This window comes from Actinokineospora alba, assembly GCF_004362515.1.
GTDB lineage: Bacteria > Actinomycetota > Actinomycetes > Mycobacteriales > Pseudonocardiaceae > Actinokineospora > Actinokineospora alba.
On record NZ_SNXU01000001.1, the window covers coordinates 3,920,980 to 3,945,258 of the forward strand.

The 24,279-nt window shown below is 71.2% G+C and carries 24 protein-coding genes; 7 read left to right on the top strand and 17 right to left on the bottom strand.

Annotation, left to right across the window (positions count from 1 at the left end):
- Nucleotides 1-14: 14 nt before the first annotated feature.
- Nucleotides 15-875, top strand: coding sequence for an exodeoxyribonuclease III (locus C8E96_RS18060; protein WP_091372087.1), 861 nt, complete (start codon nucleotides 15-17; stop codon nucleotides 873-875).
- Here the strand turns inward: C8E96_RS18060 and C8E96_RS18065 are convergent, their stop codons facing one another.
- Entirely contained in the window at nucleotides 876-1,676 is an 801-nt protein-coding gene (locus tag C8E96_RS18065; protein WP_091372084.1) for an SH3 domain-containing protein, read from the bottom strand.
- A gap of 154 nt (nucleotides 1,677-1,830) precedes the next feature.
- On the opposite strand from C8E96_RS18065, the gene C8E96_RS18070 reads away from it, so the two are divergent.
- Nucleotides 1,831-2,100, top strand: coding sequence for a DUF6191 domain-containing protein (locus C8E96_RS18070; RefSeq protein ID WP_091372938.1), 270 nt, complete (start codon nucleotides 1,831-1,833; stop codon nucleotides 2,098-2,100).
- Here the strand turns inward: C8E96_RS18070 and C8E96_RS18075 are convergent.
- The 4 genes from C8E96_RS18075 to C8E96_RS18085 form a co-directional block, all read right to left on the bottom strand.
- Complete coding sequence (locus C8E96_RS18075; RefSeq protein ID WP_091372081.1) at nucleotides 2,097-2,495, bottom strand: DUF5313 family protein; 399 nt, start codon at nucleotides 2,493-2,495, stop codon at nucleotides 2,097-2,099. The two genes, C8E96_RS18070 and C8E96_RS18075, sit on opposite strands and share 4 nt — an antisense overlap.
- Nucleotides 2,496-2,951: 456 nt before the next feature.
- Nucleotides 2,952-3,635, bottom strand: coding sequence for a peptidoglycan-binding domain-containing protein (locus tag C8E96_RS18080; protein WP_228769759.1), 684 nt, complete (start codon nucleotides 3,633-3,635; stop codon nucleotides 2,952-2,954).
- A gap of 9 nt (nucleotides 3,636-3,644) precedes the next feature.
- On the bottom strand, nucleotides 3,645-3,818 hold the full coding sequence (locus C8E96_RS33355; protein WP_166658037.1) for a hypothetical protein: 174 nt from the start codon (nucleotides 3,816-3,818) through the stop codon (nucleotides 3,645-3,647).
- A gap of 64 nt (nucleotides 3,819-3,882) precedes the next feature.
- A complete protein-coding gene (locus C8E96_RS18085; RefSeq protein ID WP_091372934.1) occupies nucleotides 3,883-4,860 on the bottom strand; it encodes a CobW family GTP-binding protein in 978 nt (325 codons plus the stop codon).
- A 278-nt stretch (nucleotides 4,861-5,138) separates the two neighbouring features.
- Here C8E96_RS18085 and C8E96_RS33360 point away from each other — a divergent pair, with 278 nt between their 5' ends.
- The 5 genes from C8E96_RS33360 to C8E96_RS18105 all read left to right on the top strand — a co-directional run bounded on the left by C8E96_RS33360 (nucleotide 5,139) and on the right by C8E96_RS18105 (nucleotide 11,967).
- Entirely contained in the window at nucleotides 5,139-5,276 is a 138-nt protein-coding gene (locus C8E96_RS33360; RefSeq protein ID WP_166658038.1) for a hypothetical protein, read from the top strand.
- Between the two features lie 125 nt (nucleotides 5,277-5,401).
- The gene (locus C8E96_RS18090; RefSeq protein ID WP_133794558.1) at nucleotides 5,402-7,609 is read left to right on the top strand and encodes a fibronectin type III domain-containing protein; all 2,208 of its coding nucleotides are present in this window, start codon (nucleotides 5,402-5,404) and stop codon (nucleotides 7,607-7,609) included.
- Between the two features lie 5 nt (nucleotides 7,610-7,614).
- Nucleotides 7,615-8,592, top strand: coding sequence for an AAA family ATPase (locus C8E96_RS18095; RefSeq protein WP_091372929.1), 978 nt, complete (start codon nucleotides 7,615-7,617; stop codon nucleotides 8,590-8,592).
- An 11-nt stretch (nucleotides 8,593-8,603) separates the two neighbouring features.
- A complete protein-coding gene (locus tag C8E96_RS18100) occupies nucleotides 8,604-9,704 on the top strand; it encodes a DUF58 domain-containing protein (protein ID WP_228769758.1) in 1,101 nt (366 codons plus the stop codon).
- A 214-nt stretch (nucleotides 9,705-9,918) separates the two neighbouring features.
- Entirely contained in the window at nucleotides 9,919-11,967 is a 2,049-nt protein-coding gene (locus tag C8E96_RS18105) for a transglutaminase family protein (protein ID WP_133794560.1), read from the top strand.
- On the opposite strand, the gene C8E96_RS18110 is transcribed toward C8E96_RS18105, so the two are convergent.
- The 12 genes from C8E96_RS18110 to C8E96_RS18165 all read right to left on the bottom strand — a co-directional run bounded on the left by C8E96_RS18110 (nucleotide 11,964) and on the right by C8E96_RS18165 (nucleotide 24,276).
- Complete coding sequence (locus C8E96_RS18110; RefSeq protein WP_166658039.1) at nucleotides 11,964-13,796, bottom strand: serine/threonine-protein kinase; 1,833 nt, start codon at nucleotides 13,794-13,796, stop codon at nucleotides 11,964-11,966. The two genes, C8E96_RS18105 and C8E96_RS18110, sit on opposite strands and share 4 nt — an antisense overlap.
- A gap of 80 nt (nucleotides 13,797-13,876) precedes the next feature.
- Nucleotides 13,877-15,358, bottom strand: a complete 1,482-nt coding sequence (locus C8E96_RS18115; protein ID WP_091372060.1) for a S8 family peptidase — start codon at nucleotides 15,356-15,358, stop codon at nucleotides 13,877-13,879.
- Between the two features lie 96 nt (nucleotides 15,359-15,454).
- Nucleotides 15,455-16,606, bottom strand: coding sequence for a M15 family metallopeptidase (locus C8E96_RS18120; RefSeq protein WP_091372058.1), 1,152 nt, complete (start codon nucleotides 16,604-16,606; stop codon nucleotides 15,455-15,457).
- Nucleotides 16,603-17,073, bottom strand: a complete 471-nt coding sequence (locus C8E96_RS18125; protein WP_091372055.1) for a hypothetical protein — start codon at nucleotides 17,071-17,073, stop codon at nucleotides 16,603-16,605. The genes C8E96_RS18120 and C8E96_RS18125 overlap by 4 nt, the downstream gene beginning before the upstream one ends.
- 25 nt (nucleotides 17,074-17,098) lie before the next feature.
- Nucleotides 17,099-17,806, bottom strand: a complete 708-nt coding sequence (locus tag C8E96_RS18130) for an ABC transporter ATP-binding protein (RefSeq protein WP_166658040.1) — start codon at nucleotides 17,804-17,806, stop codon at nucleotides 17,099-17,101.
- Entirely contained in the window at nucleotides 17,803-18,576 is a 774-nt protein-coding gene (locus C8E96_RS18135; RefSeq protein ID WP_091372051.1) for an ABC transporter ATP-binding protein, read from the bottom strand. The genes C8E96_RS18130 and C8E96_RS18135 overlap by 4 nt, the downstream gene beginning before the upstream one ends.
- The gene (locus C8E96_RS18140) at nucleotides 18,563-19,708 is read right to left on the bottom strand and encodes a branched-chain amino acid ABC transporter permease (protein WP_091372047.1); all 1,146 of its coding nucleotides are present in this window, start codon (nucleotides 19,706-19,708) and stop codon (nucleotides 18,563-18,565) included. Before C8E96_RS18140 ends, C8E96_RS18135 begins: the two co-directional genes overlap by 14 nt.
- Nucleotides 19,705-20,601, bottom strand: a complete 897-nt coding sequence (locus C8E96_RS18145; RefSeq protein WP_091372044.1) for a branched-chain amino acid ABC transporter permease — start codon at nucleotides 20,599-20,601, stop codon at nucleotides 19,705-19,707. The genes C8E96_RS18140 and C8E96_RS18145 overlap by 4 nt, the downstream gene beginning before the upstream one ends.
- A gap of 58 nt (nucleotides 20,602-20,659) precedes the next feature.
- Nucleotides 20,660-22,105, bottom strand: a complete 1,446-nt coding sequence (locus C8E96_RS18150; RefSeq protein WP_091372041.1) for an ABC transporter substrate-binding protein — start codon at nucleotides 22,103-22,105, stop codon at nucleotides 20,660-20,662.
- Nucleotides 22,105-23,187 (bottom strand): hypothetical protein, encoded by a 1,083-nt coding sequence (locus C8E96_RS18155; RefSeq protein WP_091372039.1) that lies wholly within the window; start codon nucleotides 23,185-23,187, stop codon nucleotides 22,105-22,107. Before C8E96_RS18155 ends, C8E96_RS18150 begins: the two co-directional genes overlap by 1 nt.
- A gap of 295 nt (nucleotides 23,188-23,482) precedes the next feature.
- Complete coding sequence (locus C8E96_RS18160; protein ID WP_091372036.1) at nucleotides 23,483-23,878, bottom strand: OsmC family protein; 396 nt, start codon at nucleotides 23,876-23,878, stop codon at nucleotides 23,483-23,485.
- Nucleotides 23,875-24,276, bottom strand: a complete 402-nt coding sequence (locus tag C8E96_RS18165) for a VOC family protein (protein WP_091372033.1) — start codon at nucleotides 24,274-24,276, stop codon at nucleotides 23,875-23,877. Before C8E96_RS18165 ends, C8E96_RS18160 begins: the two co-directional genes overlap by 4 nt.
- Between the last annotated feature and the right edge of the window lie 3 nt (nucleotides 24,277-24,279).

Sequence of the window (24,279 nt, forward strand, 5' to 3'; positions counted from 1 at the left end):
TTACGGTGGACCGCATGCGGGTAGCGACGTGGAACGTCAACTCCGTCAAGCAGCGCGAGCCCCGGCTGTTGCCCTGGCTCGACCAGCGCGCGCCCGATGTGGTCTGCCTCCAGGAAACCAAGCTCACCGACGAGGCGTTCACCGACCTGCTCGGAGCGAAGCTCGCCGACCGCGGGTACGAGGTGGCGCTCAGCGGTGAGGGGCGGTGGAACGGGGTGGCGATCCTGTCGCGGGTCGGGCTCGACGACGTCTCCGTCGGGCTGGCGAACGCGCCGGGGTTCCCGCATCAGGAGGCGCGGGCGGTGGCGGCGACTTGCGGCGGTGTGCGGGTGCACTCGCTGTACGTACCGAACGGGCGGGTGCCGGGGTCGGACCACTACGAGTACAAACTCGAATGGCTGGCCGCGCTGCGGGCCGTCGTCGCCGCCGGACCACCCGAGGTGATCGTCTGCGGCGACATGAACATCGCGCCGACCGACGCCGACGTGTTCGACCCCGCCGCCTACGTCGGGCAGACCCATGTCACGGCCCCGGAGCGGGCCGCGCTCGCCGACCTGCAGGCGTTGGGCCTCAGCGACGTCGTGCGTGACCGGTGGCCGACCGAGACTGTCTTCACCTATTGGGACTACCGGGCCGGGATGTTCCACCAGAACCTCGGCATGCGCATCGACCTGGTGCTCGCCGGCGCGCCGGTCGCCTCGCGCGTCGAGGCGGCCTGGGTCGACCGGCACGCGCGCAAGGGGACCGGGCCCAGCGACCACGCTCCGGTGATCGTGGACCTGGACGAGGCCCCGGACGGCGACATCGGGCCGGTCGTGCCGCCGCCGTCCGCGGGTCGTCCTCGCCGAACCGTGCGGTTGCCGCAGGCTCGCTAGCTAGAAGATGTGGAACGTGCGGATCGAGCCCCACGTGCCGCCGTCGCCGGGGGAGGGGCCGGTGAACGTGCCGCCGAGGACCTGGCCGCCGAGGAACGAGTCCGGGACGCCCACGACGGCGCCGTAGCCGACCATGTGCATCAGGACGAGGTGGCCGTCGGTGTCGCCGATGACGGTGTAGATGCCTCCGGTGGACAGGAAGTTGCCGCCGACGTAGGTGCCGATCTGGTTGATGTGGAAGTCGCCGATCGGGAGCGCGCCCTTGTGCGGGCCGGTGAGGACGGCGGCGAGGAACGGGTACTCCGCGGCGGTGGTCTGCGCCGGTTCGGCCATCTTCGCGTCGGTGACCGCGGCGATGGGGCCGCTGTGGCCGTCGGTGGTGGTGAAGGTGCCGGAGAAGCCCTTCGCGCCCGCGTGCCACGACGTGCCGGTGAGCCAGCCGTCGAACGCCGAATAGCGGACCTCGGGGGCGAGGAACGGGCGCTGCACGACGGTGAGCTGGACGGAGCCGGTGCGTTCGGTCTCGGGCATGTTGACCCGGGCGGCGCGGGCCTTGCCGGACAGGACGGTCGTGGTGGTCTTCCACCAGAGCGGGCCGGAGGTGCTCTGGGAGACCACGGTCGTCGGCGTCAGCTCACCGCGCCAGAAGGGGTTGGTGTCGTGGGCGTCGTCGCCGAAGACGAAGCCGATCGTCAGGTGTTCGGCGTACCGGGCCGCCGTGGGTGCGGCCGCGGCGCTGGGCACGGTGATGCTCGCGGCCAGCACGACGGAGACGACTGCCGCGCGGAGGAATGCCCGCATGTGGTGACTCCTCGGGGACGGGGCTCAAGGAGGTCCAGTGTCGTGGGCAGCGTGGTGCGGAGGCTATGCGCTGGGGGACAAAGGGTGTTGTCACTCGGAACAAGCCGGGAACTCTCCCGGGCGTGGCGGAGTTTCTCTGGTTGTGTGGGTCGGGATGCTCTTCGCGCTGTCGCTGCCGGGCTTGGTGGTGCTGCTGATCGTGCTCGCCGCTGTCGAGCGGTGGTCGCCATGGCGGCGCAAGGATCTCCCGGCGACGACGGTGGGCTTTGAGGAACTCGACGCGTTCTTCTCCGGCGGCAAACGGCTGGAACTGGAGGACCGCAAGTCCCAGTCCCTGATGCGCGACGACGAGGAATCGGGTGCGCCGCCGCATCTGCGCGTGGACTTGGACGGCGGCGCGGTGCGGATGGTCAAGCGGGACTAGGTCTGCCAGGTCTCGCGGTAGCGCGCGGCTTTGGCGGCTTCCTCGGCGGCGTGCCGCCTGCGGCGGATGGCCGTGGCATGCCCCGCCGGAAACCCATGCTGCGCGACGCGGGCGTCGACGTTGTCCTGGGCGAACGCCAGGATGATGCGCAGCGCGACCAGGAAACCGAGCAGCGTCGACCCCAGCGCCAACGGCCACGACCCACCGAAGACCACCAAACCGGCGAGCAGCGCGCCGAGGATGGGCGCGAGCTGCATGAGCCCCCGCCCGAACGCGCGAACCAGCCAAGTTGGGCAGGTGGCGACGTGCAGCACCCAGTCCCGGTACCGGTCGGGGAGTCGGCCACCGTAGACGAAGTAGAGCCACCGAAATGGGCCCGGGCGGTTTCCGGCCATAGGGGCATCGTAGTTATCCACAGGCAGCCCGCGACCCCTGCCCTCGCGGCCCCCGCGCCGATAGACTGGCCAAGGGCAGCCCCCCAGGGTGGGTGGGGGTTTGCGCTGGTGGGGCGCTTGCTCTCGAATTGGCCTGCCGTATTGGGTTGGGATGAATCGCCGCTTGATTTCGGCATTCGACGCGCCGATCGGTGATTCCGGGAGCTGTGGTTCGGAACCGCTGCGACAGGGGATCTGCTGTCACAAGCGGTCGCCCGAAGCGGGGCGCGACTTGCCCGTGCCGGCGCCGCGTGCACCGCGACCCTGGACGCGGGCTCGGTCAGGTCGGGCCTCACCTTCGCCAGGCCCAGGTTCATACCGGGACCTGGCGCGCGAAGTCGAGCCCGAGGGCGGGATGGGCGAGTGGGTTGCGCCCGCTCGGCCTTGAAGTCGTCGTGGAAGCGTGAGAAGCCGGTCCTATGGCATGTCGAAGCGCCAGCGGAGGTTGAGGGAGCCGCCCCAGTCGACGGTGCCTCGGGCTTCTTGCGGTTGCCACTTCAGGTCCAGGTCGCCGTGGATGAAGATGTCGACGTTGCGCAGCGGCCGCACGCCGAATTCGGCCTCGTTGTCCAAGCCCAGTTCGAAGCCGTGGTCGCGGGACCAGTCGAGGGTCAGGCGGGTCGTCTCGGTCAGGAACCAGTTGCGCCACAACGGGATTTCGCGGTTGAACAGCTGGACGCTCCCGTTGCCCGCCAGCGGTCCCGCGCCCGATCCCAGGGTGAGCCTGGCGCCGGGGTGGGTGGCGAGGTCGAAGGTGTCGAAGTCCTGCAGCATCCGTTCGATCGTCGTGTCGTCCCAGTGCAGTGCCAGCTGAACCGGGATGCGCAGGTCGATCGGGCTCGCGGTGGTTGCGGTGGCGGCGCTGGTGTCCTCCAGTGCCTGCCACGTGGCGTCGTCGACGATGCCGGTGTCGGGGAGGCCTTCGCGTTGTTGGAAGTAGCGGACCGACCCCTCCGTGAGTGGGCCGAACAGGCCGTCGACGGGGCTCAGTCGCACCGCGCCCGCCGCCGCCTCCGCTTCGAGCTTCGACGCGAGGAGTTGCTGCAGATACTCGACCCAGGCGGTCTCGCCGCTGTCGCGGGCGAGTTCGGGGTTGCCCATGGCGCGCTCCTAGGCGATCGCGGGGCCCTCGGCGGCCCCATAGACGATGGTCTGGTCGACGCCCTCGACGCTGTCGGGCACGGGTTCGCCCTCCAGCCAGGCGACCCAGTCGGCGTCCAGGTCGACGGTGCTGCCGGGGGCCACCTCGTGGTCGAACTCGACTCCGGTGATCTCGCTGTCCATGCCGACCATGGTGTGTGCGAGCCGCCCGCCGCCGACAGGTCCGCGTGGGCGGACGGAAGGGCAGTCAGTCCCGGACGTATCGGGTGACCGAAAGCAGGTCGAGCGGGTCGAGGGACGCCGGGTCCGGTTCGACGGCGTCGGTGAGGGTCTTGGTGATGAGCTCGGCGTCGAGGGCGGCGCCGATCATGACCAGTCGGGTGCCGTGCGGCTCGGGCTCGCGTCGTAGGTCGATGTAGCCGCCGACGGTCTGCAGCGCGTACTGCTCGCCGTCGCCGAAGTGGGCGTAGCCCTTCATCCGGTACAGGCCCGCGGGACGGTCGGCGAGGAAGCGGGCGAAGCGGATCGGGTTCATCGGCTGGTCGGATTCGAACGTGACGCTCTCGTATTCCGCGTGCACATGCGGTTCGTGTTCGATCAGGTCGTCGAAGGACAGTTGGCGTTCGGCCCAGTCCGGACGGTCCACCGGGTCGAACAACAGGTGCGGGTCGACGCGGCCGTGGTCGGTCGGGACGACGGGGACCCCCGCCGCCAGCTCGCGCACCAGCGCCAGCACCCGCTCGCCAGCCGCGGCGTCGATGCGGTCCATCTTGTTGAGCAGCAACAGGTCCGCGTACCGCAGGTGCTTGTCGAGCTGGGGGTGTCGTTCGCGGGTCGACTCGAACTCGGCCGCGTCGACGACCTCGACGAGGCCGCCGTAGGCGACGTGCGGGTTGGTGCTGCCGAGAACCAGCTTGACCATCGCGGGCGGTTCGGCCAGGCCGCTGGCCTCGATGACGATCACGTCGACCGGCGCGTCCGGTTTGGCCAGCCGCGCGAGCATGTCGTCGAGATCGGAGACGTCGACCGCGCAGCACAGGCAGCCGTTGCCGAGGGTGACCATCGAGTCGACCTGGGCGGCGACGGTCATCGCGTCGATGTTGACGCTGCCGAAGTCGTTGACGATCACACCGATGCGCAGACCGGTTCGGGCCCGCAGAAGGTGGTTGAGCAGGGTGGTCTTCCCGGATCCGAGAAAGCCCGCGACGACCAGGACCGGGATCATCTGCACCCGCCCAGAATACCGGCCCGCTCGACCAGCGTTTCGACGACACACGGTAAGCGATCGGTCGCACACCGACAGTGGGAATCTGGTTCCAGTAAACGCTTTCGTTCGTACAAGTGGACCAACGGCGAAGGAAGCTCGGCGATTGTCCCGCCTGGGCGCCGTTTTCTCTGTAAGAGTAGGACGGACGTGCGCACAATTGCGCCACAAGGCCGTTGACATAAGCGCGATCCACAGTCCACAGTCGTGCCGTCCCCCTGCTGACACGAGAGGTACCCATGAAACGCCGTGCCCTGCTGCTGATCGCCGCGCTCGTCGCCGCCGCCGGCCTCGCCATCGCCGCCCCGACCGCTTTCGCGGGCTCGTTCGACAACACGGTCGACGAGAGGTGCTGCGCCACTCCTAAAGCGGGTTAGCCCATTCTGGGGAACGCCGGTGCTTTCGCGAATGATTCTTCCGGACTGACGATCTAGACAGTCGGTTCCGACCAAATGCGGCTCCCAGCCCGGATACGATCCCGGCGGGCCAGGGAGAGTGTGCGATGACCGTGGGATCAAGCGCGGCGAGAACCGTTCGCCGTTTTTTCAGCAAGCGTGGACGCGGCCGTGAATCGGCCAGCTTCGGCGCCGCCGCCTTAGGGGTGCTCCTGCTCGCCGGGGCGGCACTGGGCAACGGGATCTCCCGCACCGCGGTCGAGGTCTCCGACGGGCTGACCTGGCTCGCCGACGAGCAGCGCGGCGAGGTCGTCCAGGTCAATCCCGCCTCCGGCAGGCCGGAGACCCGACTGCAGGTCTCGGGCGCCGACGCGCAGCTCGACATCACGCAGAAAGACGGGATGCTCGTCGTCCTCGACCGGCGGACCGGGCAGATCACCGTGATCGACCTGTCGACGCTGCTCGCCAGCGGTCGCAGGCAGGCCCCGGCGGGCGGGGCGAGCAAGGTGCTCCTCGCCGACGGCAGGCTCTACATCGTCGACCGGGCGGGCGGGTCGGTGGTCAACGCCGACCCGATCACCCTCGCCGACCTCGGCGCCCCGTGGCTGTCGGGTCAACCGATCGCCGACGCCGTCACCGACGAGGAAGGCGTCCTCTGGGTCGTCGACCACGGCGGCAACCTGCGCGCGCTGGACTGGTCCGAGGAGGACAACCGGTTCGTCGAGAAATCCAACCGCCCGGTCGCGGGCGCGGGCCCGCGTGCCGCCCTGGTCCCGCACCGCCAGGGCGTCACCGTGCTGGGCCTCGAAGGTGGCGTCGTCCTGCAGGACGGCACCGGCGCCGACGTGAGCGCCACGACCGCCCGGCAGATCGGCGACGTCCTCGCCGCGCAGACCAGCCCGAGTGGTCTGGTCCCCGCGTCGATCCCGGAGAACGGCACGGTCGTGCTCGTCTCCGGCGACGAGGTGCTGCGCGTCGACGTCGCGGGCCTGGGCTGCGCGCGGCCCGGCAGGCCCGCGGTGTTCCACGACAAGATCTACGTCCCCTGCAAGGGCACCGGCAAGGTCGTCGTGCTCGACCGCTCCGGCGGGCGGGCGGGCGACGACGTGCGCACCGGTGGCTCCGGCGACCCGCAGCTGGTCTTCGACGACGGCAGGCTGTTCATCAACACCCCGGGCGCCGAGACGGGGGTGATCGTCGACGCCGACGGCAAGACCCGCTCGGTGGTCATCCGCAGCCCAGAGCTGCAGGTCACCAACCCGGACCGAACGACGCCGCCGACGCCGCCGAGCCCGCCGAAGCCGAACCCGCACGAGCCGACGCGGACCCGGCCCAACCAGCCGACGACCACGTCGACGGTCGAGGTCAGCCCACTGCCGCCGACGGACAGCGGGTCACCCGTGCCGACGACGTCGGTCGACCCGCGGGCCGGTGTGCCGGGCGTGCCGCCGGGTATCACGGTCTCGCTGGTCTCCCGCACGGCCGACGAGATCTCCGTCGCCATCCGCTGGGGTGAGGCGACCGCGGGCGCGTCCCCGGTGTCCGGGTACGCGGTGGCGGCGACCGGCGCGTTCAGCGGCGGGTCGAAGTCGGCTCAGGTCACCGGGACGTCGACCCAGTTGACTCTGCCCTGCGCGGGCACGCAGTTCTGCCAGAACGGCAGGCTCGACGTCACGGTGCGCGCGGTCAACCAGACCGGTCAGGGCGCCGCCGGGTCGACGGTGTGGACGGTGCCGCCCGGGGCCACGACCAACCCGCCGCAGCCGACCACCACCGTCGCGAACCCGCCGCCGCCGACCACCACGGTCGCGCCGCCCCCGGTGACCACGACGACCACGCCGCCGCCACCTCCGCCGCCGCCGCCGTCGCTGCCGACCGCGGGCGCGGTGGTGATCACAGGTGTCTCGGGTACCAGCTACAGCAGGCGGCTGACGATGGCGCCGCCCGCCGACTGGGCCAACCACAACGGCACCTGCGAGGTCGTGAACAAGACCTACGACTACTCGCAGCCGATCGCGTGCTCGGCCACAAGCGCGACGATCACCATCGAAGAGGGGATCAACAGCGTCGTTGTCCGCGCGCACGCCGCGAGCGGTGGCGCGTCGGTCGACTCGGCGAGCCGGTCGATCCGGATGATCTCGAGCGAACCCTGCCCGGGCGGGCGGATCTGCCAGCAGCCGAAGGTGGCCAGTGACCAGGGCAGCACCGAGCTCTCCTCCGGGTCGATGACCGGGGCGGGCCTGGGCCTGATCGCGACCGCCGTGCTGCTGCGCGTCGGTGTGCGGCGGCGGGAAGACGAGGACGAACAGCGGTGACGACGATGACCGGCGCGGCGATCGGTGAGCACGAGATCGCCGCGTTCCAGGCGCTGCACAAACGCGTCGGCGACGCCGTCGAGACCGCGCTGCGCGGCAAGCGCGAGGTGGTCGACCTGGTGCTGGTGGCCATGTTCGCGGGCGGGCACGTGCTGCTCGAAGACGTTCCCGGCACCGGCAAGACGACGCTGGCGCGTGCGGTCGCCGGCGCCCTGGGCGGGCTGTCGCGGCGCGTGCAGTTCACCCCGGACCTGTTGCCGTCGGACGTCACCGGCACTTCGGTCTACGACCCGAAGAGCGGACAGGTCGGGTTCCGGCCGGGCCCGGTGTTCGCGAACGTCGTCCTCGCCGACGAGATCAACCGGGCGGCGGCCAAGACGCAGTCGGCGCTGCTGGAGGTCATGGAGGAGCGCACGGTCACCGTCGACGGTGTCGCGCACGCCGTGCCGGACCCGTTCCTGGTCGTGGCCACGCAGAACCCGATCGACCTCGACGGCACGTACCGGCTGCCGGAGGCGCAGCTCGACCGGTTCATGCTGCGCACCTCGATCGGCTACCCGGAACTCGTCCACGAGTTGGACGTGCTGCGCCCGGGCAGCGGCGCGGGCCGGATCGGCACGGTGCCCACGGTGACCAACCCGCACCAGGTGGCGGAGTGCGCGCGCAGGCTCGCCACGCTGCACGTCGCCGACCCGATCCTGCGCTATATCACCGAGTTGGGCACCGCGACCCGGGCCGACGACCGGCTGCGGCTCGGCGCGAGCACCCGCGGCCTGCGCGCGCTCGTGCGGTGCGTGCAGGTGTACGCGGCCTCGCACGGCAGGCACTTCGCCGTGCCCAGCGACGTGCAGCGGCTGTGCGGCCCGGTGCTCGCCCACCGGCTGGTGCTCACCCGCGAGGCCCAGCTCGCGGGCGCGACGACCACCGAGGTGCTGGCCGAGATCACGGCCAGGGTCGAGGTCCCGCGCCCCACACCGCAATGACCGCGCGGGGTGTGACCGCGCTCGTCCTCGGCGTGCTGCTCGGCGGACTCGGACTGTGGTGGCGCTATCCAGGACTCGCCGCGCTGGGCATCGCGTTGACGGTGACGGCGCTCGCCGGGCTGGGTTCGGTGCTGTTCGCGGCCCCGGTGACGTCGTCGCGCACCGTCCGGCCGCGGACGGTGCAGCGGCTCGGCGTGTGCACCGGAACGCTCGAGATCACCAGCGTGCGCAAACGCTTTCCCGTGGTGCTCGACGGGACCGATGAGGTGGCGGGCGAGCCGGTGCCGGTCGACATCCCGGTCCTGGCGGCGGGGGAACGGACCCTTGTGGAGTACCGCATCCCGACCGACCGCCGCGGTGTCTGGCGGGTCGGCCCGCTGACTCTGCGCAGGCGCGGGCTGGCCGGTCTCGCCGAGTCGCGCACGACCGTGGGCGAGGTCGTGGAGGTGCGGGTCGTGCCGCGGGTGCTCCCGGTCCGGGGTCTGCCGTCGGGGGCGCGGCGCGGCCAGATCGGCGCCGACGAGCGGGTCGAGCGCGGCGGCACGGACCTGGTGGGCTTGCGCGAGTACGTGCCCGGCGACGACCTCCGCAGGCTGCACTGGGCGACGAGCGCGCGCACCGGAACCCTGATGATCCGGGAGGACGCCGACCCGGCGCGGCCGCATCTCGCTGTCCTGCTCGACGACCGCGCGTCGGGATACCCGCGGGAGCGGCAGTTCGAGGACGCGGTCGAGGCGGCCGCCTCACTGCTGACCTCCGCGATCGCCGACGCCCATCCGGTGCGGCTGCTGACCGTCTCGGGGTCGCTGGACATCGAGGCAGCCGACGGCGACTCGGGCTTCGTCCTCGCGGCACTGGCCGATGTGGCGCTGGTGGACGACGCCGGGGACGCCTCGGTGCCCGCGCGTGATCTCGACGTGGTGGCCGTGATCTGCGGTGAGTCGGCGGACCTCTCGGCGATGCTGCTCGAAGCGGGCCGCGCGTCCTATGGCGTGGTGCTGACGGTGGCAGACGAGGGCGCGGGCCTGTCGGCGATGGGGAGTGTGTTGGTGGTGCGGGCCGCTGATGCCGAGGGGTTGTTGCGGGCGTGGGATTCCGGGGTGGCTCGGTGACCGGGTGCGTCGGATGGGTGGGTGACTCTGCGGGGGTGTCGATGTCCGCGGGTGGTCTCGAGGTGGTGGGCTGTGATGAGTCGGTTGCGCTCTCGGCGATGCGGCTGACGGTCGCGGGCGATGGCGTGGGTGTGTCCGCGATGGGGAGTGTGCTGGTGGTGCGGGCCGCTGATGCCGAGGACCTGTTGCGGGCGTGGGATACCGGGGTGACCTGGTGACCGGGTTGCGCGCTGGGTGGGCGGCCGTCCTTCTTGCTGTGGCGGCGTTTCCGCTCGCCGGGGGATGGTCCGGTTCGGTGGCCTGGCCGTTGTTCGCGGGCGCTGTCGTGGTCGCGTTCGGCGTGGTGGTGCTGGCTCGACGTTTCCGGCTGACGACCGGGATGACGTTGGTGGGCTCGGGTGCGGTCGGTCTGCTGGGCGGGTACTTCGTCGCCCGGGGTGCGATCGCGGGTGGGCCGTTGGAAGTGTTGCGTGACAGCGTTCCCCGGCTGCTGACCTCCGCGCGTCCGGCGCCGCCGACGCCAGACCTGCTGATGCCGGGTGTGCTGATGGTGTTCCTCGTCGCGCTCGTCGTGGCGGTTTCCGTTGCGGGGGAAAGGCGTTCGCTGATCGGACCGCCGGTAGGGGCCGTCGTGCTCTACACGGCGGGCGCGTTGGTCACCGCCGGCCGGGCGGATGCGCGCGGTCTGGTGGCGGTCGCGGTTGTCGTGCTGGCCGCGTTCGGGTGGGTGGTCGTGGACCGGGCCGAGTCAACCCGCCGGGTCTCCCTCGGTCCGCCTGGCGCTGTGCTCGCCGTCCTGGCGGCGGTAGCGCTGCTCGCGGGCGTGCTGCCGAGCCGCGACGCGTTCGAGCCGCGGGAATTGGTGCGTCCGCCGGTCACCGACCTCGCGGTGTCGAACCCGTTGCCGCGGCTGGCTTCCTGGGCGGCGATGGCCGACACCGAACTGCTCCGGATGCGTGGCCCGGAGCTGCCGGTGCGGCTCGTCGTGCTGGCCGACTACACGGGCGCGGCGTGGCAGGCGTCGTCGCTGTACGGGCCGATCGGGGCGGTGGCCCCGCCGGACCTGCCCGCGGGCCGCCGGGCGCGGGAGGCCGACGTCGAACTGGTCGTCGGCGCGCTCGACGGCAACTGGCTGCCCACCGTCGGCAGGCCCGTCTCGACCAGTCTCGGCGACGTGTTGGTCGACCCGGACTCCGGCTCACTGATGCTGCCGCGCGGAGTGGGTCCGGGCCTGTCCTACGACGTGCGTGGCGTGGTCGACCGGCCCAACGACGACGACCTGGCGGGCGCGAAGGTGCCCACCGGCGATGCCATCCGCCGCTACCTGGACCTCCCCGGACTGCCCGCGACCCTCGCGGACTACGCGCGGCAGGCCGTCGCCAACACGAGGACGCCCTACGAGCAGGCGGTGGCGCTCGAACAGGTCGTGCGGCTCGACCGCCACCCCGACGCGGAGGCACCGGTCGGGTCGTCCTACGCGCGGATCGAGCAGTTCCTGTTCGGCCCGGCGGGCGACGCGGGCGCGGGCAAGGGCACCGCCGAGCAGTTCGCCACGGCGTTCGCGGTGTTGGCCAGGGCGGTCGGTCTGCCGACCCGCGTGGTGGTCGGATTCCAGCCGGTGCCCGAGGGGCCGGACGGCTACCGGGTGATCCGGGGCGTCGACGCCACCGCGTGGCCCGAGGTGTACTTCGCCGACTGGGGCTGGGTGCCGTTCGACCCGGTGTCGGGCACCGACAGCGGACCGAGCGCTGCGTCGAAGCGGGAGGTGCTCAACCGGCTCGCCTCGACCACGGCCCAGCCCACGGTCCCGGCGAAGGACGGGCCGCCGCTGGTGGTCCCGTCGCAGCAGGCTCAACCCGATGCGGCGCAGGCGAAGCCCCGGTCTCGGCACTGGCTGCTGCTGTTCCCCGCGCTCCCGCTGTCTGCCCTGCTGGTCCTCGCCTGCCTGCGGGCCGTGCGGCGGGCACGGCTGCGTCGCGCGGGAGCCCTTGGCGCGTGGGCGTGGGTGCTCGATGTGCTGCTGCTGGCCGGTCGGCAGCCCGCCCGGCACCTCACCGCGCCCGACATCGCCGCGCTGGTCCCGGATCCGGAGCCCGCGCTGCGGCTGGCGGCGCTGGCCGACCGGGCCGCGTTCGCCCCCGACACCACCGGCCCGGACGACTCGTGGCGGCTCGCACGGCAGGTCCGCGCGGGTATAAAGCGGGTGGTTCCCTGGTACCGGCGACTCTTCTGGGCGGTCGACCCGAGGCCTCTGAGGCGTTAGTTGCGGACCGCGCACACGCGGGCGGAGGAGCCCTTCTTGGTGGTGGGGTCGTCCAAGCCGATGGCGACGAGCTGGAAGCAGTACTGCTTGGCCTTGGGGTCGAGGTCGGGGACCACGAAGCTCGTCTCGCCGGGGTCCACTCCGGACACGAACTTGGGCTTGGCCGCGGGGTCGGTGACGTCGTAGAGCACGAAGTGGGCCCGGCCCCCGGTGGGGTCGGTCCAGTGCACCTCCACGGTGCTCCCGTTGTCCGCCAGGCGTTTCAGGACGGGAGCCGTCTTCGGGTCGCCGCCTTGGGCGATGGGCGCCGCCGCCGAGGTGGTGGTGGTCGTCGCCGGGACCGTGGTCGTGGGCACGCTCACGGTGGTACTGGTCGTCGTCGCCGGGGGTGCGGCGGCCGGCGTGTCACCGCGGTTGGCGAAGATCCCGATGCCGACTCCGGCCACGACGGCGACGAGGCCCGCCACCGCGAACGCCCAGCCGCGTCGACGGGCCGGTGGCTCGTCCGGGTCGGGTGTGCGGTCGGTGGCGTCGACATCGACGAGATCCCAGTCATGCGGCGGAACAGCCAACGGCGGGGGAACGGCCGCCAGTCGGACGGCGGGCGGAGCGGCCGGCAGGGGAGCAACAGCGGGCGTGACCTGCTCCGGGGCGATCTCCGGCGCGGCCGGGCCGAAGTCCGGGGCAGCGGGCGCCGGGGCGTGTCGGACCGTCAGGTCGGCCAGCCTGCCGGTCATCGTCCCGCGCGCCTCATCCACCACGGGCGCGCGAGGCGGCTCCGCTTCCGGCTCGGGTTCCGGCGTCGGGAGCGGTCCGAAGTCGGCCGAATGGGTCAGCGGCACGCTTTGGGTGCGCTCCACCGGCGACACGGCGGTCGCCTCGGAATCCACAATGTCCACAGTGGACGGAATGGCGGGTGGGCCCCACTTGCGCACCTCGGTCCCGACCTCGGCGAGCGCGTCGCGCAGTTCGGCGGCGTCGGCGAACCGGTCGGCCCGGTCCTTGCGCAGGCAGCGCCGGATCACCGACACCAGGTCGGCGGGCACCTCCGGGCGGGTCAGCGCCCGCGGCTCGGCCGACCGGACCCGGCCCAGGTAGGTCAGCACCGTGTCCTCGTCGGGGTTGTCCGACGCGAACGGCGGCACCCCCTCCAGCAGCGTGAACAGCGTCGACCCGAGCGACCACAGGTCGTCGGCCGCCGCCGGGGCCACGCCCTCGATCATCTGTGGCGCCGCATGCCGGTAGCTGACCAGTTCCAGTGACGCCGAGTGCCCCGCGTCCGCGCCGCGGGCGATCCCGAAGTCCGCCAGCACGTACGACGTCGGCAGCACCAGCACGTTCTGCGGCTTGACGTCGCGGTGCAGAAACCCCTGCGCGTGGGCGAAAGCGAGCGCGTCGGCGACCGCGATGCCCGCCGCGACGACCTCGGAGACCGGCAGCGGCCCCCGCGCGCGGAGCCGGTCGTGCAGTGAGCCCAGGTCGTAGAACTCCATCACGATGCAGGGCTGCCCGTCCGCGACCGTGCCGGTGTCGAGCACGGTCACGATGTGCGGGTGCTGACGCCCCAGCCGGACGGTGATCTCCAGTTCCCGCCGGAACCGGGCGAGCGTCGCCGGGTCGGCCACCTGCAGGACCTTCACCGCGACATCGCGGCCCAACCCGTCCTGCCGAGCCCGGTAGACCGTGCCTTCGCCTCCCTGGGCGACCAGCCGGAAGTCGCTGTAGCCGGGCAGCCCGATCTCCGGCCGCGGGGGCGCTTTCGGTGCCCACGCCAGCAGTTCGTCGTCCACCCGGCCGCCTTCGCCCTCGGGTGCCGCCGGTCGCGGCACACACGCGGCATCGTATCGGCCATGGTCCGGCAAGGATGGTGTCCAGGCCGAGTCGCCCCGGCCTGGACACCGATCCGGTGTTAGCTGACCGCCTTCAGCGCGTCGACCTCACCCGAGCCGTAGAAGCTGTTGTGCGCCGGACCGCCTTGGCAGGTCTGGGGCGCACCGCTGTTCTGCGGGAAGTCGGCGTAGATCGACGTGTCCGGGCAGGCCAGCGGGTTGGTCGCCTGCTGGAGCCGGGACGCCAACTGGCCGGAGGACCCGTCACGGACCGAGGCCAGCAGCGCGGCGACACCCGCGGCGTGCGGGCCCGCCATCGACGTGCCCTGCAGGTAGCAGTACTTCGCGCCGGTCCCGGGGTCGATGACCTGGCGTGCACAGGGGTTCGCCGCCGGATAGGTCGAGAGGACCCGTCCGTTCGGTGCGGCGGCCGTCAGCTGCAGCCGCGAGTCGCCGCCGGGGGCGGTGACGTCGGCGGTGGAGATGCCGTAGGAGGAGTAGAAGGACTTGAGCCGCAGGTTGCCCGTCGCGGTCACGCCGACGACTCCGGGGACCTCGACCGGGACCACCGAGCAGGCGTTGGTGATCTCGCGCTCCTGCTCGCTGCCGGGCGGGAAGTCGGGGCTGATGACGTCCACGGTCGGGTGCGACAGGTCGGTGCTGTCATTGCCCTGCGACGCGACCACGAGCACGCCGTTGGACTGCGCGTAGCGGATGGCGCGGCGTTCGGCTTCCCAGATCGCCCGCTGGTCGGGGTCGTTCTTGCAGTTGAACAGCCAGGGGTCGGCGAAGTAGCTGTTGTTCGTCACGTCGATGCCGTTCTTCGCGGCCCACATGAACGAGCAGATCACCATCTCGGGGAAGAAGAAGCCGTCGTCGTTGCTCGACTTGATGCCCGCGATCTTCACGTTCGGGGCCACCCCGACGATGCCGGAGCCGTTGGCCGCCGCGGCGATCGTGCCCGCGGTGTGCGTGCCGTGGCCGTTGGCGTCGTTGCCGGGCAGCAGCGGTGCCGGGGCGCCGCTGGAGCAGTCGGCGCTGCGCGCGGCGTCGTAGTTCGGCGCGAGGTCGGGGTGGGTGAAGTCCAGCCCGGTGTCGATGTCGCCGACGACGACGGAGCCGGAGCCTCCGGTCACCTCATGGGCCTGCGGAACGTTGATCTGGACCATGTCCCACTGCAAGCCGGACAGCGTGTCGCCCCAGGTCGCCTGCACGGCCTCGACCGCGGCTTCGTCGGCCGCGGCGGGTTCGTTGCGGATGCCGAAGCCGGAGGTGGCGCTGACGCCGTCGACCTTGCTCGACTTCTTGACCGTGTTCGCGAACCCGGTGTTCGCCGAGCGGGCCACGATGACGCCGATCTCGGCGTAGTTCGCCACGACGGTCCCGCCCGCGGCGGCGATGGCCTGACTCGCGTCCGCGGTCGACGAGCCCTGCCGGTAGAGCACGACATAGGTCGAATCCGTGGCGCTGGTCGCCGCCGTGCTCGTGGTGGCCGCGGGTGCGACGACCAGTGCCGCTGTCAGGCCGAGAACGGCGGACAGCCTGCGTCTCGAATACTTCATTTCTGGACCTTCCGGTAGGACGGTCCCCGACCTGGCTGTGGGTAGAACCCCAGGAGGGGTCTACCAGGTGGGATGGCCGGTGTCCATGGCCGGAAGTCAGCTCTCCACGAGCGCGGCCAATTCGAGGTGCATCGGATCCGTGGAGGGCTGCCGCCAGTCCCCGCCCCAGGAAAAGCCCCACTTCTTGAACACCGAAACCACGCGCCGATCGATCTGCCCGGCCGTGCCGGGCAGATTGCCGGGGACGTTGAGGTCCACGGCGATGCCCCAAGTGTGCAGCGACAGTCCCCGGCGCGGGTCACGGCCGATGAACCTGGGCACGTAGCAGCCGCCGTACTCGCCGGGGTGCACGAGCGCGCCCAGCCCGGCACGCTCGATCTCGGTCAGGGCGCCGCGCAGCTGGCTCAGCATCCGCCGGTGGCAGGTGACCCGGCCCAACAGGGGAACGGTCTCGGTGCGGATGTTCGCCGACACCCAGCGGGCATCGGGTTCGACGCTCCCGTCGGGGAAGTACCGGTAGCTGAACGAGCCGACCGCCTTGGCCACCGAGCCGCCCGTGAGGTACGCGGCCTGCCGCTCTCCGCCTGCCCCGCGGGCGGGCTCGGAAAGCGGCTGGACCGAGGCTGTGCCGCCCGTGACCCGCTCGAGGGTCTTGCGCACGTCCGTCGAGTCCACGGAGAGCAGGATGGCGTTGCCGGGAACCATGCCCAGCTGTTCGGCGCGGCGGACGTTCACCAGGGCGTCGATGGTGGGGACGGTCGAGGCGTAGGCGCCGATGCGCAGCCGGAAGTCCTGGCTCTGGTCCCGCAGCGCCAGCTCGCCGCCGAGATCCTGTCCCAGGTCGCGGCCGATCTCGTGGGTGATGACCGCCTCGCCCGCTGCCAGCGCCCGCCAGACCGGCTCGGATTCGGCGGTGACCTTCGCGGCGAACCGCCGGTAGGGCGCGAGATCCGCGCCCGCCACCGTGATGGTCTGGTGTGCGACGGCGACCGAGGCGACGGAAAGCCGCAGCGATCCGCGGACACCGCGCACCGCGAGCACCTCGGCCACGAGCGGTTCGGGCAGCGTGTCCGTGCCCAGGACGAGCAGGTCCGGGCGGAGCGGCTCGGCGGGTGGCGGACCCGGATCCTCGACCGACCAGTCGACCGGGATCGGCGGTGGCGCGGCCGCCGTCGACGCGGGCTCGCGGGCATAGCCGCCGCACCCGGTGACGAGCGCGCACAGCACCAGGGCGACGAGCTGTCTCACAGCTGCAGCGTCGCCTGTCCCAGCTGCGGCGGGTTGCACACCCGGCACGGGGTCAGGCCGCGCACGATCACGTCGTCGATCTTCACCAGTTCCGCCTCGTCACGCGCCTGCGGGAGGTGGCAGTCGACCCGGTGATAGGACGACTCTCCGGCGACGACGAACCCGGTGAAGCCGAATCCGTTGGCGGCGGCCGGGTTGGAGCCGTGGTCGGCCACCGCGGCGGCGACGCGGTCGAGCGCGTCCTCCAGCCGGACCCGGTCGGCGCGGTGGTTCTGCACGATGATCATCGCCGATCCCATCACCACGATCGCCAGCCCGACCATTCCGCCGGAGATCAGGTACGGGAACTGCGCGGGGGTGAAGTTGCTGCTGGCCGCGCCGTTCCAGCCGAGGAACATCACGAGGAAGCCGGTGACGCAGAGCAGCACCCCCAGCTGTCCGCCGAGTCGACCCAGGTTGATCCGCACTGTGTACTCCTTCGTCGTGGGCGGCTCAGGCGCCCAGGTAGGCCTCACGCAGGTTGACCTGGCGCAGTTCGTCGCCGACGCCGGTGTAGACCAGCGTCCCCTTCTCCATGATCAGCGCGCGGTCGGCGAACGGGAGCGCCCCCGCGTTCTGCTCGACCATCAGCACGGTGGTGCCGTCGGCCTTGATCCGCGACGTCACCTCCCACACCGTCTTCGCGACGGTGGGGGACAACCCGAGGGATGCCTCGTCGATCAGCAGCAGCCGGGGACGGGACATGAGCGCGCGGCCCACGGCGAGCATCTGCTGTTCGCCGCCGGACAGCGTCCCGGCGAGCTGTTCCTCGCGCTCGGCGAGCCGGGGGAAGTAGTCGTAGGCCAGGTCGAGTTGCCGCTTGACCGTCTTGCTGTCGCGCCTGCGGGTCCAGGCGCCCAGCCGCAGGTTCTGCCGCACGGTCAGCCGGGGGAAGACCCGCCTGCCCTCGGGGCACAGCGAGATGCCCGCGCTCACCCGCGCCGACGGCGACTTGCGGCCGAGATCCTTGCCGTCGAACAGGACCCGCCCCGACCGCGGTCGCAGCAGACCGGCGATGGTGCTGACCGTGGTCGTCTTGCCCGCGCCGTTGAGACCGAGCAGGACGCAGACCTCGCCCTCCTGGACCTCGAAGTCGACGCCGTGCAGCACGGGGAAGGCGTCGTAGCCGACGACCAGGCTCTCGATCTTGAGCAGCGTCACGACGCGGCCTCCTCTTCGCCCAGGTACGCGCGGACCACCTCGGGGTGGCGGCGCACCACGTCGGGTCGGCCCTCGGCGAGCACCTCGCCGAAGTTGAGGCAGTACACGTAGTCGGAGATCCGCGTGACCAGCGGAACGTGGTGGTCGATCATCACGATCGTGAGGCCGAACTCCTTGCGCAGCCCCAGAAGCGTGTCACCGAGCGAGTGCGCCTCCTCCGGTCCGAGCCCGGATCCCGGCTCGTCGAGCAGCAGCAGATCGGGGTCGGTGGCCAGCACGGTGGCGATCTCGATGCGCTTGAGCAGCCCGTAGGGCAGGTCGGCGACCCGCGCGTGCGCGTGACCCGCGAGCCCGGACAGTTCGAGCAGCTGGTGGGCGCGGTCGGTGAGCCCGCGCTCCTCGACGAAGGTCGCCGGGCCGCCCACCATGCCGGTCACCGGGTCGTAGCCGATGCGCAGGTGCTGGGCGGTGAGCAGGTTCTCCAAGACCGTGGCGTTCTTGACCAGGCCGACGTTCTGGAACGTGCGCCCGATCCCGAGCGCGGCCCGCGCGTGCACCGGCATGGCCGTGATGTCGCGGCCGCGGTGGCGGACCCGGCCGGAGGTGGGGCTGTAGAAGCCGGTGACGCAGTTGAACAGCGTGGTCTTGCCCGCGCCGTTGGGGCCGATGATGCCGACGATCTCCCATTCGCCCGCGCGCAAGGTGACCTCGCGCAGCGCCTGGACACCGCCGAAGTTGATGCTGAGCGCGTCGACCTCAAGCACGGACATCGTTCACCTCGATCTCCTTGACCGCGCCCGCGTGCCGGTCGAACCGGCCGCCGAGCATCCAGCCCCGGATCGGCGCGACCTGCTGGCCGATGCCGCCGGGGAAGCGGGTGATCGTGAGCAGCAGCAGGATCGGGCCGATCACCAGGGCGACGAACTCCTTGGGCAGTCCGATGACCCCCTCGACGAAGCCGGTCAGGTGCAGCACCTCCACGAGGAAGCCCGAGCCCAACAGCGCGAAGAAGACTGACCCGAGCACCACCCCGAGCCGGTTGCGCAGCCCGCCCACGACTGTCATCAGTACGAACAGCAAGGCCAGTTCGAAGTCGAAGCTGCTCGGCACGATCACCTCGTCGTGGTGTGCGAGCAGCGACCCGCCGATCGCGGCGAACACACCGGAGACGACGAACGCGAGCATCGTGTACGCCTTGACGTTGATGCCGTAGGACGAGGCCACCCGCGGGTTCTCCCGCAGCGCCTGCAGCGCCCGCCCGCCCTTGGTCCGGGTGAGCCGCAGGTCCAGCCACCACACCAGGGCCAGGAAGGCCAGGCACACGTAGTAGTACTGGTAGTCGGTCTCGAAGCCGATCGGCCGCGGCGCCGCCTTGCCGCCCTCGCCGCCGGTCAGCGCGGCGATGCCGAACAGGCTCTCCTCGGCGAACATCCCGTAGGCCAACGTGACCAGCGCGAAGTACAGCCCGGACAGCCGCAGCGAGATCGCGCCGAGCACCGCGGCCTGGACCCCGCCCATGAACGCCGCGACCGGCACCGCCAGCCAGAACTCCATGCCCAGGTCGGTCACCACGAACGCGGAGGTGAACGCGCCGATGCCGACGAAAGCCTGGTGGCCCAACGAGATCTGGCCCGCGTAGCCGATCAGCACGTTCAGCGACAGACCGATGATGGCGAAGATGGCCGCGGTCGAGAGCACGCCGACATCGGACACGCCGAGGTCGAACGGCGAGAGATGGTTGCCGGGGACGGCGAGCACCAGCCACGCCACCGCGGCCCAGACCACACCACGGCCCAGCACGCCGGACGCCCTTGGCCGGAACGGCTTCTCCTCGACGCTGACCGTTGGGAGGACCGCGGTCTTCTCGGCCGGAGTCTCCGGTGGAGTCTGTGTCGCGGTCATGTCGCTGCCCTCCGGACGAACAGGCCCTGCGGCCGCAGCAGCAGGACGGCGAGCAGGAAGACGAACAGCACCAGGGCTTTCGCGCCGTGGACCTGTTCGAACGCGGACAGCGTGCCCAGCTGCTCGACGACGCCGACGACAAGTCCGCCGATGACCGCGCCCGGCATGCTGCGCATCCCGGCGAGCACGGCGGCCATGAGCCCCGGAAGCAGGGCCCGACCAGCGCCGAAGGTCAGGAAGCCCGCGGTGAACGTGGTGTTCGGGCCGGCGAGCACGCCCGCCAGCCCGCCGAGCAGCGCGGCGATGCCCCACGTCATCATCGACACCCGGCGCACGCTGATGCCGACGAGTTCCGCCGCCGTCGACTCCTGCTGCGCCGCCTGGATCGCCAGACCCGACGGCGACCGGAAGAACACCGCCAGCGCGACCGCGACCGCGCACAGCACACCGAAGGTGATCAGCTGCTGGTAGGTGACCGCGGCCCCGAACGGAGTCGCCGCGACGCCCTCGACGATCTTGGGCATCTGCCGGATCGGCACCTCGTTGTTCTGCCAGAACTGGATTCCGACCGCCGTCAGCGCCACGCCCGCCGTGCCGACGAGCAGCGTGACCTTCGAGGCGTTGCGCAGCGGGTGGATCACCAGCCGCTCGGTCAGCAAGCCCATCGCGACCGCGGCGAGCAGTCCGAAGAGGACACCCCAGCCGTAGGACCAGCCCCAGATCTCCACCGCAACGAACGCGGCGAACAACCCCGTGGTGCCGAACTCGGCCTGGGCGAAATTGAACACCCCGGACGCCCGGTAGACCAGCACGATTCCCAACGCCACCAAGGCGTAGACGCTGCCCTGCAGTACTCCGGTGACCAGGACGATGCCAAGTTCATCGATACTCACGCGGCCACCTCACAAGTTCGGTGGCTGCACTCGCGAAGGCACTGTGTCGAAGATCCGCTCATGGCGCCACGTTCAGCCGCTGGGTGCGGTACTGCCGCGCGCCGCAGTCGGCACGCAGCAAGTGCATGGCGGTGCCGCCGAAATGGTCGCTGCCGCTCCACTGCACGCCCGGGTAGACCCCGGTGTCGAACCGCTTGCCACTGACCAGCGTGGCCAGGAACCTCTCCCGGCTGAGGTCCTTGCCGGTGGCCTGGAGCATCGCGCCGACAAGCTTCTCCGCGCCCCACAGCGCGACGCCGATGTCGTCGGGCGCGGAGCCGGTCTTGCGGCGGTAGGCCGGGTCGAACTCCGGGTCCAGCTGACCGATCTTGTCCAGCCCAGGGAACGACGAGAAGAACAGCGCGTTGCTCACGTTGGGGCAGCCGCCGGTGGCCACGATGTTGAGGCCGTTGGTGTTGCCCGGCCCGAAGAACTGCACACCGCACGTCATCGACTTGCTGACATTGATCAACCCGCTTGGGCTGGCGTTCCACAGCACCGCCTGCGCGCCGCTGTTGCAGATCTGGGTGGCGATGGCCGGGGCGTCCACGTCGGTCTTCTTAGGGATTCGCCGCGACAGCACCACATTCGCGCCGATCGCCTGCTTCATCGCGCCGTCGACCTTGGCGTAGAAGTTGTTGAGGCTGTCGTTGTCGGCGACGATCACCGCGACCTTCTTGCCCGCCAGGTCCGTCTTCGCCACGTTGACCAGCAGCGGAACCTGCTCCTCGTAGGTCAGCGACATCGCGTGGAACGTGCGCAGCGCGTTGAGTGAGCCCAGGTTCGGCCGGGTCTCGTGCACACCGGCCGACAGGTACGGCGTGTTGACCGAGGTGGCGTAGCGGGCGCAGGCGTCGATCTGGTCGGAGCCGCCCGCGCCGATGAGCAGGAAGACCTTCTGCTGCTGCGCGAGTTCCTTGCACACCCCGCGCGCGCTGTTCGGGTCGAAGCGGTCGTCCCGGAAGACGATCTCGACCTTGCGGCCGTGGATGCCGCCCTTGCTGTTGATGTGGTTGGCCCACACCCCGACACCGCTCTGAAACGACTGCTGGGGGAACGCGGCCGCACCGGTGACCGGGGCGTGCACGCCGATCTTGATGGTCGTGTCGGTGACCCCGGTTCGGTCGCCCGGTCCACCTCCGCCGCCTGGGGTACCGCCACCTGGGCCTGGTCTGGTGCCGCCGCCACCCGTTGAGCCACCGCCGGTTGAGCCGCCGCCAGTGGCACCACCCGCGCCAGGCACGTTCCCCGCGGGTTGACCCGTCACCGGGTCCACACCTGGTGCGGCCGCGCCGGGGTCGAGCGCAGCGCCGTCGGCGCCGACCTGGCCGGTGCCGTCGCCGTAGTACTGCCCGCCCGGGCCGATTCCGAGCTCGGCCACGCCGGGCTTCTGGCCGCAGGCCGTCGAGGCGAGCGCGGCGACGGTGAGGAAGACCGCGGGCACCAAGGTGTTCCGAACGCGCATCACAGCCGACCTCCCGCGGCACGCCGCGTTTCCAGGGCGCGGCTCACGCCGCGGCGCACCGTCGTCAGTGTCGGCTCGCCCGCCGGGCCGAGCGCCAGCATCATCAGGTAGGCGGCGACGAGAACCACCGGGATCAGGAACAGCGCCGCCGTCGGGATGTTGTCGAAAATGGGCAGCTTGCCCGCGCTCCGCGCGGCCTGCGCCTGTCCCGCCGCGGCTGGTGCCTCCGGACCGGCCGCGACCGGCTCCCCCGCGGCCGCGGGGACCGGGCCCGGGTCGGGCACGGCGCCTGCATCGGCAGGCACGCCGCCACCGCCACCCCCGCCCAGGTCACCCGTGCCGGTTCCGCCTGTGCCGCCGGAGGATCCCGCCGACTCGCCGCCGGTCGAACTGTCCGGAATGGATGGACTGGTGGTCGGCGGGGCGGGCGTGGAGACCAGTTTCGCGCCCACGCCGTTGGCCGCCGGACCGTCGAACGCGACCTGGAACGTCGCGGGCGCTTCGACTTTCTCCACCAGCACGACCGAAGGCGGCGCCGAGCTGCCCGGCGCGAGCCAGGTGCTCGCCATGGAGGTCAGGTCGAACGTCCACACGCCGCCCGGTCCGGCCGTTCCCGCCGCCGGCGCGCCGCAGTCGAACAGTGGCTGGGTCTTCCACGGCGCGGCCTGGCCGTCGGCCCAGAACTCGGTCACCGGACACGCGATGATCTTCGCGCTCTCCTGGTTGGCGTTGGCCGCGGGCGCGCCGTTCTGCTTGAGCGCCAACACGAACGACGTCACCGTCGCCCCCGGTTCGGCGTCGAGCGCGAACTCGATGGCGAAGATCTTCTCCGGGTCGCCGACCGCCGCGGCCACCGGCAGCGACCCGTTGGGGGCGTTGGGCGGCGCTACCGCCGGTGGTGCGGCGGCGGGCTGGTCGGGGGTCTCGTTGACCCGCCACCACCACCCCGTCTTCACCACCGAGACGCCGGACAGGGTGCCTGGGGCGACTTCGGGAGCGGCCGCCTGGGAAACCCCTGGAACGATCAGGAACGCGAGCCCGCCGATCAGGGCGACGGCGGCGCGGCGCCTGCGCGTGGACATGGCACTCCCAGGGTCGGCGACTGTCGATACAGGACTCAACGCCTGTCTCGATCGGAGGTTGTTGGGACATCCAGGCGTATTTCGGGCACTGGAGTTGTGACCAGTCACAACGACCTCCTGACGCCGCGACGGCGGGCGGACAGCGGGGGTGGCTGTCGAGCGGGTCAACGAGGCAACCTCGCCAAGGATGCGCACAAGTGCATGTCAGGCGGTCCCACCAAGATCGCGAAAGCCCGCCCTCGCCGGTGTTTCACCAGGTAGGACGGGCTCTCGTCGCGAACTCTCCGCGGTGTTCTCAGCCGATGCCCAAGCGCACCTCGCTCGACTGTTTCAGCGTCCGGGTGACGGTGCACAGCGCCTCGACCGCCCGGGTGACCACCGCTCGCACCTCCGCCTGCGCGTCGGCGTCCAGCCCGGACAGGTCGACGTCGAACGTGACGTCGACCCCGTCGAGCTGGTGGGCGCCATCGGGCCGCACATCGGCGGCCGTCGCCCGCATCGGGATCTCACCCGCGCGGCGGAGGACCAGTTCCTCGCCGGTGACCGCGACACAGCCCGCCGCGGCGGCCAGGAGGAGTTCGACCGGACTGAACGCCCCCTCCTGGCCGACGCGGCCGATCTTGACCTCGGCCCCGCGATCATTGCGCGCCACGAACTCATGCGAACCGGTGCGCTCCACATCGATGGTCATGCCGTGACCCCCGCACCTTCGCTGTGCCGCGCTTTCTCCGCGGCCGAACGCTCCACACAGAACTCATTGCCTTCAGGGTCCGCCAATACGACCCACCCGGTCCCGTCCGGCCTGCGCTGGTCGTCGACCAGCGACGCGCCATGGGCGAGCAGCCGCTCGACCTCGGCGTCGCGGGTGTCGTCCGGGCGCAGGTCGAGATGGATTCTGTTCTTCGACGACTTGCCCTCGGGAACGCGGATGAAGAGCAGCGTCGGGCCGTGGTCGAAGTGGATCATCGCCTCCGGGTCGCCCGGCTCGTCCTCCGGCTGGATGGGCCGGGCGACGACCTCACTCCACCAGAGGGCCAGCGTGTACGGGTCGGCGCAGTCGAAGGTGATGTTGTGGATCGCTGAAGCCACGCG